This is a genomic window from Kitasatospora sp. NPDC034533 (assembly GCF_055575155.1).
The window spans coordinates 39611-53693 of record NZ_JBVITE010000059.1 but is presented as its reverse complement, the minus strand read 5'-3'; the positions used below and the strand labels follow the sequence as shown (position 1 = coordinate 53693).

Sequence of the window (14083 nt, the reverse complement as noted above, 5' to 3'; positions counted from 1 at the left end):
AGGCCGGTGCGTTCGGTGAGCAGGTGGATCTTCGACCCGTACTTGCCCCGATCGACAGGATTCGGACCTGTCAGCTCCCCCTTTTCAGGGCCCGCATGTTCACCGAGTCGACCGCGCACCGCGACCAGTCCAGCTCACCCCGCGCGCCGAGCTCGTCCAGGACGACGCGGTGGAGCTTCGCCCACACCCTGGCCCTGCTCCACTCGGTGAAGCGGCGGTGCGCGGTGGGCCCGGACGGGCCGAAGCAAGGCGGCAGTTGGGCCCACGTGCACCCCGACGTGGCGACGAAGACGATCGCCGCCAGCACTTCGCGGTCCCCGTAACGGCGCCGACCACCGCCCTGCGGCCGCCTCGGCGCCGCCGGCACCACCAACTGGAACAGCTCCCACAGCTCGTCCGGCACCAAGCGCTCCACGATCGTCACGCGAGCAGCTTACAAGCCCAAATGAGATGACTTCTTAAACGCCCTGCTCCGCCGTTCCCGCCCTCGGGCGATCCGGTTCCACAACCTGAGGCACTCGACCGCGACCCTCTCCTGGAACAGGGCGTCGAGCTCGTCGTCATCAAGGAGTTGCTGGGCCACGCCCACATCGGCGCCACCGCCACGGTGTACGCATACGTCCGCATCCGCCTCCAGCGCGACGCCATCGGTCTACTCGGCCGTACCCTCAGCGAGGACGCCACTGGCCCCGAGGGCGGCGACGAACCACCGTTTTGTGCAGCACCCGTCCGCTGACGTTGCCGTCAACTACTGCCGTCAAGACGCCAAGAAGCCCCGCTGGAACGCAAGACGTTCAACGGGGCTTCACACCTTGCTGGGCCTCTCTACACGCTGATTATTCGCAACCGGGGCGAAGCCTACGGCTCCTCACGGAAGGCATCCAGCAAGCGAAAGAAGGATTCGACAGGAGATTCATCCTCTTGAATCAATCGCTCCACGGCCGACACCCACCCAAGTGTGAGCGGCGTGCCATATTTCCAGCTCAACCAATTAGTAAATGGCCCAGCAGGATCCAGCACAAAATTCTCATCAATACCATGGACAGTCAACGCCAAGGAATAGCCAGAGAGGAAGCTCGCCAGGATCTCAAGGCTCCCACCCTCTAGAAATTCCCGCCGAAGACGCGAATCGTCAAGGATGTCATAAATATTTCGCAACGGCCCGGCAGGCACGTCCAACCCTTCTAAAGGACCCGAAACTCGACGCAGTCGCACGATGGGCCGTGCGCCACGCGATCGCAAGCTGCTAACGCGTGGCGCACAGCTTTGGCTCACACTACAGACTACCCGCCAGGAGTGAACCTGTAGCCTCCGCCGCTACTGGGATTAACTTGCAGCGAACCCGTCCTGGTTTCTACAGGGAACGATCCCACGTCATCGTAGAAGCGCGCCATATAATCGGATATGGATTCACCGGTTCTGCCAGTCCAATTATCGAATACTCGCCCATCCTTGACCACGGCATAGTGCACCTTCCAGCCGGAATCCACACCCTTGTATGGCAGAGTGGTGTACGGCCCCTTGAACGCGGGCGAGATCTCAAGAATATCGCCACCGCCAAGTTTGGCTTGAATCTCAAGCGCGCACGCCTCGCAGCCCGTACTACCAGCAATTATACGATCGGCCGCGGCTTTCCACGACGACCCCAAGTCGGGGCCGCATCCAGAATTGTGAACCAGTACCGGCGTGGTCCCGGCGAGTACATAGTACGTGTGATAGGCGACCCCTCTCCACCTGCTTTCTAGCAGGTCAACGGTGGTTTGACGGTCCGTCGGTGTCCGTGGATGTGCGCTGAAGCCCGGGGTTGTTGCCGTCGCCGCTGCCGTCAGAGGTGTAGACCAGGCGTGCTGCTGTCGGCCGCGCGCGTGATCCTACTGCCACGCTCCGGGCTCGGCGCGGACGATGGTGCGCGTGGTCTGCTCGTACGACTGATGGCCGGTCTGCGCGCAGTGCCCGGCAATCCAGCGGGTAAGGGCGGCGGAGGTGCGTTCTGCGCCGGCACCTTCAGTCCGCCGGCTCCGCCACTGTCATGGCAGTCGGCCACTTGCGGCTCCTGCGATGTCTCGGCAACGCCCGGTCAGGACGAACACAGTCTCACCGGGACAAGTGCCCGACAGCGCGCGGCGCGGCACGAGGACACAAGGAACGGAAACGCCGGGCGCACCCCAGAGGTTCCAGGGACCCACCCGGCGTCACAGTGCCGCAGATCTCAGAGTCGACGGGCCGCCTCGTCAATTGCCCACAGGATCAGGCGAGTGCTCACCGACTCTTCAATCAAGCGAATAAACAACTCCTCCGATCCTTCATGCCGAAAAACCTCCAGGATCTCCACAATGGCACCATGGTCATCCCTGGAGCGAAATTCGACAATTACCTCGCTTGAATCGATCGGCGAAAAGTTAACAATCTCAATGGCACATCCATTATGCCATTGAGGCGTACGATTAAAATCCCGCATCAAGGAACCCCTTGAACTCGATCACACCACCAGAGCGCACCCAGTAACTGACCCCCCTACCGTCTCCCGCGCGCACCTCGATTAGATTGCTCTTATACTTCCTGGAATAGTAGTGCTCAACACTTGCAATATCGCCGAGGATCTCATCATGCACCTGCCGCCCCAGAGCATTCCACGCCATCCAGTTCTTCTTACCTTCAGGCTTCGGCCACTCGCCTTCCTTGTATGAAGGTCGCTTTTGCGACTCATTCGAGTGCTTTTCGAGCGCTCGCCCGACCTTCTCGTACTGCTGCCTCTTATCGGCCGGGTCGATGCCCGTTCCAGAATTCCGCAGCTCCTCGACTAGTCCAGCATAATTGTCGCAGTTGTGAACTAGTACTGGGGCGGTGCCCGCCAGCACATAGTACGTGTGGAGGTCGCTGACGGTGAGGTTGTGGACGCGCTGCTGTTGGGTGTAGCTGCGGATGGTACTGATCTGGACCCAGGTGCCGGCGGAGGTTTCCAGCCACTGGCCGGGCTGGAGTTTGTCGGCGGTGCGCCATTCCTTGGTCTGGGGGAGCCAGAAGGGGTGGTTGTCGGTGGCCGTCAGGGTCTGGGACTTGGTGACGTCGACGGTGTAGGTCGCCGCGGCCCTGACCGCGTCGTCGGTGGGGTGGGTGACCTCCGGGGTCCGGGTGGTGGTGGCGGGGTCGACGGTGATCTCGTAGAGGCTCTTGTCGCCGTCGCCGGTGATGGTGGCGGTGACGTCTTCTGCCGTGATCTGCCCGGTGGTGGGGTCGGCGGCGAGGACCTGGTCGCCGGTGGTGATCTGGTCGATCGGCTTGGTCGTGCCGTCGGCCATCAGCACCGCGGTGTCCGGGGTGAAGCTGTTCTTGCAGCCCGGGGAGACGCGGCCACCGGCGTTGCTGCTGCCGCCCTTGGGCTTGGGGGCGCCGGCGGACTTGGCTCCGCCTCCGGAAGCCTTGCCACCTCCCGTGGACGTCCCACCACCGGTGGACTTGCCGCCGCCGGCCTTGCTCACGCCGGGGGCGGGGCCGGATTTGCCGCCGCCTGAGGCGGCGCGGGGGCGGGAGGGGGTGGAGGGGACGGACTTGGAGGCGCCCTTGACGCCCTTGGCGGCCTCGCTGCCGCGCTCGACGGCCTTGACGACGTCGGTGACGGTGTCGACGGCGTCGGCGACCTTGGAGGCGATGCGGGCGGCTGTGGCGGCGCTGCCGACGACGGGGACGACGGCGACCAGGGAGAGCGCGGCGTTCTTCCAATCGCCTTCGGCGGCGTACCAGACGCCGTTGACGATGTCGCACGCGTCACCGATGACGGGGACCATGCCGGCCACGTCCAGGACGGTGTGGCCGATGTTGGAGATGGTGTTGTAGTTCTCCTTGACGACGTCGACGGCCTTGCTGACCGCCTGGGTCGCCTTCTTGACGATCTTCGAGCCCCACCACAGGCCGCTGGGGTCGGAGAAGGTGATCGGGCTGTTGTTGGCGTAGAGGTAGCCCTGGAGCTGTTGCGGGTCGGTGGCGTCGATGACGGGGTCGACCGACAGGAAGCGGCCGAGCTTGGGGTCGTACTCGCGGGCGCCGAGATGGGTCAGGCCGGTGGCGCTGTCCTGGGTGCCACCGACGAAGCCCTTCTCGCCGAGCCAGCTGCCGGGTGCGGGCTGGGTGCCGCGCTCCTCGCCGAAGGGCTTGAAGGCCCGCCGGACGATGCCCAGCGAGGACGTGTCGATCGAGGTGGTGCCGGTGCCGTTGAGGTCGGAGGCGATGTAGCTGAGGCGTCCGTCCGAGGTACGGGCGATGGTCGGGCCGCCGGCGCTCTGGTAGTAGCGGGTGCCGGTGACCTGGTTGGTGGCGGTGTTGAGGGTCAGCTCGGTCCCGCCGAGGTACAGGGTGGTGCGGCCGGGGTCGCGGCGCAGCAGGCGGTTGCCGTCGGCGTCGTAGACGTACGACGACGTGCCGCCGCTGGTGGCCGCGGTGGCCAGGTGACCGTCCGGGTCCCAGGTCATGGTCTGGGTGTTGCCGCCGTTGTCGGGGCGGGTGAGGGTGTTGCCGGTCTGGTCGTAGGTGTAGCCGGTGGTGATGGTCGGGCCGTTGCCGGTCTTGGTCTGGGTGGTGGTGGGGGCGTGCGGCCGGGTCTGGCCGGGGGCCGGGTAGGTGTGGGTGGTGGTGGTGTCGTTGGCGGTGTTGCCTGCGGGGTCGTGGTCGATGGTGCCGGTGCGGTTGCCGGTGGCGTCGTAGCTGAAGGACTGCCAGTAGGGGGCGGGACCGCCGATGGTGGCGGGGCTGGGGGTGGTGTTGGTGCAGCCGCCGATGCCGGGGACGGAGGGGCCGGGTCGGGTGGTGGTGCCGCCCTTGTCGGTCCAGGCCTGGGTGAGGCGCTTCAGGTGGTCGTAGGTGAAGCACTGGGTGTCGGTGGTGCCGTCGTTGCGCCAGGTGGAGGCGGAGGTGACGTCACCGGAGGGGCTGTAGGTGTAGTCGGTGATGTCCACCGACGTCCGCCCGTCCTCCTTGTCCAGGAAGGAGCGCAGCAGGCGGCCGGTGCCCGGCTGGTAGGTGTTGGTGAGCGCGACCTGCCTCGGAACGTCGCCGAAGGTGATCCGCTCCAGGCGGCCCAGCTCGTCGTAGCTGGTGAAGTTGACGTAGTCGTCGAGGCCGCCCATCGAGACCGGCAGCCCGTTCAGGTTGCGGCCGAGCATGACCATCTCGGCGGGCAGGCCGCCGGCCTCGGGCAGGTCGGTCTGGAACGGCAGGCCGGAGATGGGGTCGTAGTAGGTACTGGTGTCGTAGGTGCCGGAGAGGGCGCCCTCGCCGGCCGGGATGGTGATCCTGGTGCCGACCGGGTTGTAGCCGGTGTCGTACTCGGTGACCTCCTGGCGGTAGCCCTTGCCGTTCGACCAGCTGGTCGCGGCGGTGGGCAGGCCGGGCAGCAGGGTGTCGTACTCGTATGTGGCCAGCGGGGTGCCGGTGGCGCTGCCGAGGTTGCGCGACAGCGGGCGGCCGAGGATGTCGTAGCTGACGGCGACGGTGATGCCGCGGGCGTCGGTCGTGGAGACGGGGCGGTCGGCGGCGTCGTAGACCGTGGTGCTGGTGCCCTTGTCCGGGTCCTCCGCACGGGTCTGGCGGCCGTGGACGTCGTAGCCGTACTTCCAGGCGTTGCCGACCGGGTCGGTGACCTGGGTCAGCTTGCCCTCGGTGTCGTAGGTGTACCGGGTGGCGTCGTACCCGCCCTGCGGGGTGCCGCCCTGGTACTGGCGCAGCTCGGTGGTGCGGCCGCGGGCGTCGACGAAGGTACTGGTGGCGGTGCCGCCCTGCGGCGGGGTGGCGTCGGTGCGGTCCACGCCCGGGTAGGAGACGGTGGAGCGCCACTGCTCGATCGCCTTGGACGAGAAGGTCTGGACGACCGGACGGCCCAGACCGTCGTAGAAGGTGGCGCCCTGGCCGGGGACCTCGTTGTCGTTGGCGACGAACAGGGTCGTCCCGGGGTCACCGGTGCGGTTGGGGTACGGCTGGTTGGTCTTCACCACCTGGCCGTGGCTGTTGTAGAAGGTGTCGCTGATGACCCGCGAGCCCGCGGCGGCGTTCGCCGGTGAGGACTGGGTCTGCACCGGCTCGCCGAAGGCGTTGAGGATGCTGACACCGACCATGTATCCCTTGGCACCCTCGCGCAGGGTCTTGGTGGTGACGGAGCTGGTGCCCGTGTTGGACAGCTGGTACTCGACGACGGTGTCGGCGAGGTCCTTGCCGGGGGTGCGGCCGGGCTGCCAGGCGGCCGTGGTGCGGCCGAGGGCGTCGATGGTCTGCTGCGAGACGCGGCCGTTGTGGTCGGTCGACTTGAGGGGCACCTCGCGGGTCGGGTGGAAGGTGGTGGTGCTGGTCCAGCCCTTGGCGTTGGTGACCTTGACCGTGGTCGGCTGGACGCCGGTGGCGGGCTCGTAGGCCGTGGTGGTGGTCGCGCCGGCCGCGTCGGTGCTGGTGGTGACCCGGCCGTAGGCGTCGTAGCCCACGGTGGAGACCAGCGAGTAGACGGGCTGGCCGCCGGAGAAGCCGTCCAGTTCCTCGGTGCGCGTCACCAGACCGGGGCCGTTGAGCGTGGCGAAGTCCTGGCCGTCGAAGAACGCCCGGCTGCGGCCCAGGGTGTCGGCCTCGGTCGGATCTCCGGTGCAGTCGCCCTGGCGCTGGATCGTCTCGGCGACCCGGTCGACCATCCACGCCGCGGTGTTGCGGGCATAGGTGGTGGTCACGCACAGGTCGGGCAGGCCGTCCGCGCGGTCGATGACGCGCTCGGGCATGCCGTAGGTGTCGAAGTACGCGGTCTTCGAGGTCGATTGCCAGGTGCCGTCCGAGCGCAGCAAGCTGTCCTTGCCCGAGCCGTTGCGCAGCATCCGCGATTCCAGCGGGGGCAGGCCGGGGCCGCGGGCGTGCGTGGCGTTGGCGCCCGACAGCCACGGGTCGGCCTTGGAGATCGCGACGACCGCGCCGCCGTCGGAGGCGTAGGTGTGCCGCTCGCGCAGCGAACCGGCCAGGGGGTTGGCGTCCTTGACGGTCGCGCCGTTGATGTCCGTGTAGGTGACGGACCGCTTGGAGCCGTCGGCCTTGTAGTCGCCGTCCATGCCGCGCAGGTAGAACGCGACGGCTTTGCCGATCGGGTCGGGGGCCGCACCGCTGCGGGTGATGACCTGCTCGTAGCCGCGGAACTGGTTCCAGGTGCGGCGCTTGGTCTCGGTGTACTCGTCGTCGTCACGGTGCCAGGCCGCGCCGCCGACGTACTCGTAGGTGGTGACGCGGGCGGGCGAGCCGGCGAACGGGTCGCGCTCGGTGACCCCGGAGACCACGTACTTGTGGAACCAGTCCAGCGTCGGGTCGAGCGGGCTCTTGTCGTCCGGGTTCCAGTACACCGGGTAGCAGCGCTTGTCGTTGCCGTCCTGGCTGCCGGGCAGCGCGCCCGGGGCGCAGTCCTGCGCCGCGTAGAAGACCTCGGTGACCTTGCCGGTCTCCGCCGTCACGCCGGTGATGCGGCGGCGGTTGAGCGCGGGGCGGTTGTCCGAGCTGGAGTCGACGCGGTTGTTGAGGAACGTGCCGGTGAAGGTGATGGGATTCTGCGTGAGGCTGTTGGCGCCGTCGTGCCCGGTGTGGGTGATGGAGGACAGCCACTGGGCCGGCGCGGTCCGGTCCGACGGGTCCGGGTACTCGTGGTTGAGCGCGTAGGAGTCGACGTCGGCGTAGGTGCCGCCGTTGAGGACCTGGGTGGTGATCTTCACCAGGCGCTTGGTGGTCCAGAAGGTCGCCTGGTAGTTGGTGCAGGCGTCGGTGACGGTGGCGGTGCAGTTCTGGTCGAACGGCACGTCCTTCCACTTGCCCGCGTTGGCCGCGTTGAGCTTGGACGGCGCGCAGTCGAAGCCGGCGTCGGGCAGGCAGCGCTCGGCGGTGGTGAACAGCACCTGGCCGGTCGGCTTGACGCTGTCCGCGTCGGTGAGCTTCGAGCCGTAGGAGATCCGGGTCAGGTAGCCGCCGCGGGTGTACGGCGTGCGGGTGCCGGCCGGGTTCTGCGCGGAGACGCCCCGCTGGTAGTAGTTGGTCTCCTTGTCGTACCAGTGGGAGATCACGCCGCCGCGCGGATCGACGACGAAGTCCAGGTTCCAGCGCCACGCCTGATCGCACCAGGAGGTGTCGAAGGTCGACTGGTGGCACTCCTCGCCCGGGTTGTTGCCGTACACCGGCGTCGTCCAGGCCGAGTTCGTCGCCGGCGCTCCGGCACCCGCGCCGGGCTTGCGGCCGGCGCCGAAGTAGTACTGGGTACCGTCGCTGGTGGTGACCTTCCAGTACTCGCCGTTGTTGTCGCCGTTGGCCGCGCCGGTCAGCAACTCGACGCGCGAGGTGTCGTCGCCCTCCAGCTTCCACGTACCGGTGCCGTCGTCGCGCACCAGCACGGAGGAGCGGCCGTTCAGCGAGATGGTGGCGTTCCAGCCCGCGAGGCACTGTTCGCCCGAGCCCGCCTGGCCGTCCTTCGCGCACGGCTTGAACCGCCGCTCCACGAAGCCGGGCGTGTACTCCCAGCCCTCACCGATCCATGACGACTGGTTGTTCGTCGCCGCGGTACGGCCGTCGACCGCCTGCGAGCTGTACGCCAGGCCGACGCTCGGCTTCGAACCGCCGAGGCCGTCCGGCACCGCGATCGGGTAGGACCAGGTGAAACCGCCGGTGCTGCCGCCCACGCTCCACGAGCCGGAGGGCGCCAGACCGGTGGCCGCGAACGTCCCCGCGGCACCGCCCGGAGCCGCCGACACGCCCAGCACCGTCGCACCCGCCGGCGCCGCAGACAGCGATCGCACCCCGACCTCGGCCGCGCCGGCCCCGGCGGGAGCGGCCGACGCCGCGCCGGCACCGAGCTCGATGTCGGTGCTCAGCAGACCCGGACGCGACGCCGTGCGGTGCGTCTCCACCGGTGTCTGCGTACGGCACTCCGGCCGCTCGGGCGTGCTCAGCGCGCACGCCGGCAGCGCCACCAGACGCGCCCGTGACAACCAGTCACCGCCGAACGCGCCCTCGATCGAGGACACGTCCACATCGACCTTGACCGGCGTGCCGGGACCCGCGCCGCCACCGGAGGCGGACGGGCCCACTGACAGCAGCAGACCGCTGACACCGGCTTTCGCCGAGGCCGAACGGTCCGCGACCGTCACCCGGACCCTGCTCCCCGGGGACGCCGACCGCTCACCCCGCCACGCCTCAGGCGCGGCGGGCGCGGCGGGCACGGCCGCCACCGCGGCCACGGCGGGCGAACTCACCCACACGGGCGCCCCGCCGGCCTGGCCCCCGGCCGCCTCGGGCGACGGGGCAGCGGCGAAGGCGGACTCCCTGACGCTCGTCGGCGTCGCGGCCTTCGGGGTGAGGTCCACCTCGGTGTCCACCGCGACCGGCCAACTGACCGGCTTGTCCTTCGCCGCCGGCGCACCGTCACCCTTGGGCGGCACCACTTTCACCGGCGCGGCGTCATGGCCGCCCACCGCCGGGATCTTCTCCAGGTCACGGGGCGACCAGAGCTTGGGATTGCGCGGCTTCCACTCCACCGCCTGTGCGGGTCCCGCACCGGCCAGCATCGACAGCACAAGAACCGCGACGGTGCTCTGCCGCCGTCTCCCTCGTGACCGCCGTCCGGCGCGGAAACCCCCTGATGATGCCAACACGACGTGCTCCTTGGCATGCCAAAGCAGGCCCCAACCCGGGGGCCTGCTGAACAGAGATTTTCCGGCGGAGCCTAACGTCCGTCAGAGAACGTGATCCATCAGTGACCGAACCGAATCCATCGGTCAACGAACTGACGGTCAGTCAATTATCACTGATAACATTACGGAGAGTTCGGCATCATGGGCGCTTTACCCGGCTTTGACTATTCGCGCACCTGATGCTCCCTCACGGAACGCATCGGATCCGGCCTGTCGCCCAGCCCGACCGTCACCCAGAGCGGTCGATGGTGATACGCGTCACACCGAAGGGGACACTACGTCAGAGACGACGTCGATTGCGGGTGTTAGGTTCCCGTTCGCCGATATCGCACGGCAATCAACACCTGACGAGGGGTTTTCTCTTATGGGGTCGATATCCCCACACCGCAGTCGTCGACGCAGACCGGTGCTCGCCGCGTCGATCGGCCTCGTACTGACCGTCGGAGCGCTCGGTTCCACCGCACCCGCCCTCGCGGCGGACGGGCCCGCCCCGGCCGCCACCGCTCCGGCCGCCCCGGCCACCGCCGACCTCGCGGGCGGTGACACGCGCCCCACTGACGAAGCCGTCGCGATGGACGAGGCCCGGCGCACCGGCAAGCCGGTCGAGGTGCCGTCGCTGACCACCGAGACCGACACGGTGGTCGCCAACCCGAACGGCACGCTCGGCCTGCGGCGCAGCGTCGCCCCGGCCCGCGCCAAGCAGGACGGGGTCTGGAAGGAGCTGGACCCGACGCTCACCCGGGCCGCCGACGGCACCGTCCGCCCGAAGGTGACCAGCAGCCGGCTGACCTTCTCCGGCGGCGGTTCCGGCCCGCTCGCCGCGCTCGACCAGGACGGCCGCAAGCTCACCTTCAGCTGGCCGCAGAAGCTCCCGACGCCCGTTCTGGAGGGCGAGAGCGCGACCTACCCGGAGGTCGCCCCCGGAGTCGACCTGAAGGTCAGCGCGAACCAGGCGGGCGGCTTCACGCAGGTCCTGGTGGTCAAGACGCCGCAGGCCGCCCAGGACCCGAAGGTCAAGGCCCTCACCCTCGGCATGAAGACCGAAGGCGTCTCGGTGGGAGCGGACGCCGGCGGCAACCTCAACGCCACCGACGCCGAGGGCCGAGTGGTCTTCCACGCCCCCGCCCCCACCATGTGGGACTCCAGCACCGCGGCCCCGGCGGCTCCCACCGCCCCTGCCCCGGCGAAGTCCGGCGCCCGCTCGGCCTTCGCCGCGCCGGCGGCCGACGCCGCCCCCGCGGACCCGGGCGGTCCGAAGCCGCTCTCCGACGCCGACGGCCCGGGCCTCGGCGCCAAGGTCTCGAAGATGACGGCCACCCCGGACCGGGAGTCGCTGACCGTCACCCCGGACGCCGGTTTCCTCGACGCGCCGACGACCACCTACCCGGTCTACATCGACCCGACCTGGACCCCCACCAACCGGGGAACCCAGCACTGGACGTGGGTCCAGGAGGCGTACTCGGACAAGACCTACTACGACGACTACAACGTCCCGTACGACCCAGGCGTCGGCTACCAGCAGTGGCGGGAGAGGAAGGGCCTGGAGAGGTACTACTTCCAGGTCGACACCAGCGACCTCGGCGGCAGGGTCATCGGCAAGGCCAGCCTGTCCGCCACCCAGTCGTACGGCGCGGCCAACAACTGCGCCGCCACGTTCGGCGTCACCCTGCACGCCACGCACCCCATCGACGGCACCACCTCCTGGGACAAACAGCCCTGGGACTGGGGCCCGCTGGCCACCAGCAACCTCAACAGCGCCGGTGGCGCCGACTGCCCCGGCACCACCACGACCGGCGAGTGGGACATCCGCCAGCACCTGGCCGACAACAACTGGCGCGGCTCGCTGACCTTCGCCCTGTTCGCGGAGAACGAGTCCAAGCAGCCCGGCAACATCGGCTTCAAGCGGTTCACCCGCACCCCGAGCAAGCTGCCGTCCATCTACGTCGAGTACAACCGCGCGCCGTACGTGCCGTGGGGCCTGGGGATGACCCCGGCACCGCAGAACCCCAACGGCAACGGCTGCGGCTGGATCGGCGCCACCAACGCCGCCACCGGCGTCCGCCTGGAGGCCTGGATCGGCGACCCGGACGGCAACCAGATCGACGCCCACTTCGAGGTGCGCGACGGCAGCGTCGCCGGCGAGCCCCTGGCCTGGGACAGCGGCTGGGGCAACCTCGGCAACGGCAACCACGCGGCCTACGCCACGCCGGGCAACCTCCAGGACGGCCACACCTACTACTGGCGCGTGCAGACCGGTGACGGCGGTCTCAACTCCGACTGGGCCTACGGCTGCATGTTCAGCATGGACCTCACCCCGCCGGACGTGCCGACCGTCACCTCCGCGGACTACCCTCCGTCCGGCACCCTGCCCGGCTCGTCCAAGCACATCGGCGAGTCCGGCGCGTTCACCCTCAAGGCCAACGACAACGCCAGCGGGGTCCTCTACTACGAGTACGCCTTCAACTCGACCATTCCGGTGGGCGGTGCCAACCGGGTCGACGCCTCCGGCGACGGCTCCGCGACCATCAGCCTGACGCCCACCATGTGGGGCACCAACATCCTGCGGGTCCAGGCGGTCGACCGGGCCGGCAACCGCTCCCAGGAGAACACCTACGCCTTCTACGCCCCCTCCGACCCGAACGCCAAGACCGTCCTGGGCGACATCACCGCCGACGCCGTGGTCGACCTCGTCCTCCCGGACACCAACGGCAACCTGATGCTGTACCCGGCCGGCATCGAGCCGAGCTTCGGTGGCCCGATGGCCTCCAACAAGGCCAACAGCCCCAACGGGGTGGGCTGGGACAAGGTGCTGGTCTCCCACCGCGGTGGCAACGGCATCCGGATCGACGACCTCATCGTCTACTCCGACTCCAACCTGTACGCCTACCGCAACTCGCTCTGGGCGGGCGGCCTGGAGGCCTCGGGCAACCTCTACTTCACCAGTCAGAACGCCATCCTCGCGCGGCGTCCGCTCTCCTGCACCACCGCCGGTGTGCCCGGCGCCAGTTGCACCGGCTACAACAAGACCGACTGGAGCAACGTCAAGGGCCTGGTGGCGATCGGTGACATCGACACCGTCGGCGTCCCCGACCCGACCGCCGACAAGCGCCGCTACGACATCCTGACCCAGGAGGTCGACGCCAACGGCAACGTCGGTCTCTGGCTCTTCCGCGGCTACACCGGTACCGGCATCTACGCCTCCGCCACGCCGCTGAGCACTGCCGACTGGTCCAACCGCACGCTGATCGCCCCCGGCGACGCCACCGGCGACGGCCTGATCGACCTCTGGGTGCGGGAGAACAGCACCGGCAACGTCTACCAGTACGCGAGCCGCACGCTCCCCGACGGCAAGCCCGACATCACCGCGCTCGTCGACGAGAGCACCCGCACCCTGATCGGCCACGCCTCGGCGGCGGACTTCCCGAGGCTGACCTCCTCGGGCGACATCAGCGGCGACGGCATCCCCGACCTGTGGTCCCGCGACACCAGCGGCGTCCTCAACGTCTGGAGCGGCGTCACCGCCACCGGCACGGCCAGCACCCCGGTGACCGGCTTCCTCTCCGCGGCCGCGATCGGCTACCCCGGCGGCACCGTCAGCCTCCACTCCGGGGCCAACGGCAACAAGTGCATGGACGCCAACGGCGCCGCCGACGGCAGCCGGCTCCAGCTGTACAACTGCTGGAACGGCGACAACCAGCACTTCACCTTCCGCAGCGACGGCACCCTGCGCACCCTCGACAAGTGCGTGACCGCCGAGGGCACCGGCAACGGCAGCTCCGTCAACCTGCACACCTGCACCGGTGGCAACACCGCTCAGCGCTGGACCCTGCGCCCGGACAAGACGCTGTACAATCCGGCGTCCAACCGCTGCCTCGACGACCCCGGGGCCGGCGGCACCGACGGTCTGCAGCTCTGGCTGTGGGACTGCCACAGCTACGACAACCAGAAGTGGATCACCACCGCCAACCGGCCGGTCAACCTCCACTCCGGCGCCAACAACAGCAAGTGCATGGACGCCAACGGCCCGGAGGAGGACTCGCAGATCCAGCTGTACGACTGCTGGAACGGCCTCAACCAGCGCTTCGACCTGCGCACCGACCACACCGTCCGGGTCTACGAGAAGTGCGTGACCGCCGGTGGCACCACCGACGGCAGTCCGGTGAAGGTCCGCAGTTGCACGGGCGGCGCCGACCAGAAGTGGGAGCTCCGGGGCGACGGCACGCTGTACAACCCGGCCTCCAACCGCTGCGTCGACGATCCGACGGCGGGCTCCGCGAACATGGTCGCGCTCTGGATGTGGACGTGCCACACCTACGCCAACCAGCGCTGGACCACCGGCTGACCGGTTCCTGAGAGGCCGCCGGTGACCGTGGCTCCCCCGGGCTGCCCCGGGTCCCGCT

Annotated in this window: 4 protein-coding genes and 2 pseudogenes; 2 read left to right on the top strand and 4 right to left on the bottom strand. The window is 68.7% G+C overall.

All coding sequences use genetic code 11. From position 1 onward, the window contains the following. Window positions 1–424: pseudogene (locus ACZ55U_RS30900) on the bottom strand (transposase); the annotation flags it as partial. A gap of 43 nt (window positions 425–467) precedes the next feature. On the opposite strand from ACZ55U_RS30900, the pseudogene ACZ55U_RS30895 reads away from it, so the two are divergent. Beyond that, window positions 468–736: pseudogene (locus ACZ55U_RS30895) on the top strand (tyrosine-type recombinase/integrase); the annotation flags it as partial. A gap of 122 nt (window positions 737–858) precedes the next feature. Here ACZ55U_RS30895 and ACZ55U_RS30890 read toward each other — a convergent pair. From ACZ55U_RS30890 to ACZ55U_RS30880, 3 genes are all read right to left on the bottom strand, one after another. Further along, window positions 859–1173, bottom strand: a complete 315-nt coding sequence (locus ACZ55U_RS30890; protein ID WP_465531345.1) for a hypothetical protein — start codon at window positions 1171–1173, stop codon at window positions 859–861. Window positions 1174–2209: 1036 nt separating this feature from the next. Next, the gene (locus ACZ55U_RS30885) at window positions 2210–2332 is read right to left on the bottom strand and encodes a hypothetical protein (RefSeq protein ID WP_465531343.1); all 123 of its coding nucleotides are present in this window, start codon (window positions 2330–2332) and stop codon (window positions 2210–2212) included. Between the two features lie 112 nt (window positions 2333–2444). Further along, window positions 2445–9557 carry an RHS repeat-associated core domain-containing protein gene (locus ACZ55U_RS30880; RefSeq protein WP_465531341.1) on the bottom strand — a complete coding sequence of 2371 codons (7113 nt, stop codon included), beginning with the start codon at window positions 9555–9557 and terminating at the stop codon, window positions 2445–2447. Between the two features lie 532 nt (window positions 9558–10089). Between ACZ55U_RS30880 and ACZ55U_RS30875 the strand changes: the two genes are divergently transcribed. Next, window positions 10090–14025 carry a ricin-type beta-trefoil lectin domain protein gene (locus ACZ55U_RS30875; RefSeq protein WP_465531339.1) on the top strand — a complete coding sequence of 1312 codons (3936 nt, stop codon included), beginning with the start codon at window positions 10090–10092 and terminating at the stop codon, window positions 14023–14025. Window positions 14026–14083 lie beyond the last annotated feature (58 nt).

What these genes read in the sequence shown, in the direction of transcription:
- ACZ55U_RS30880 (WP_465531341.1), bottom strand. Translation starts at nt 9,557, where the DNA reads ATGCTGGCCGGTGCGGGACCCGCACAGGCGGTGGAGTGGAAGCCGCGC.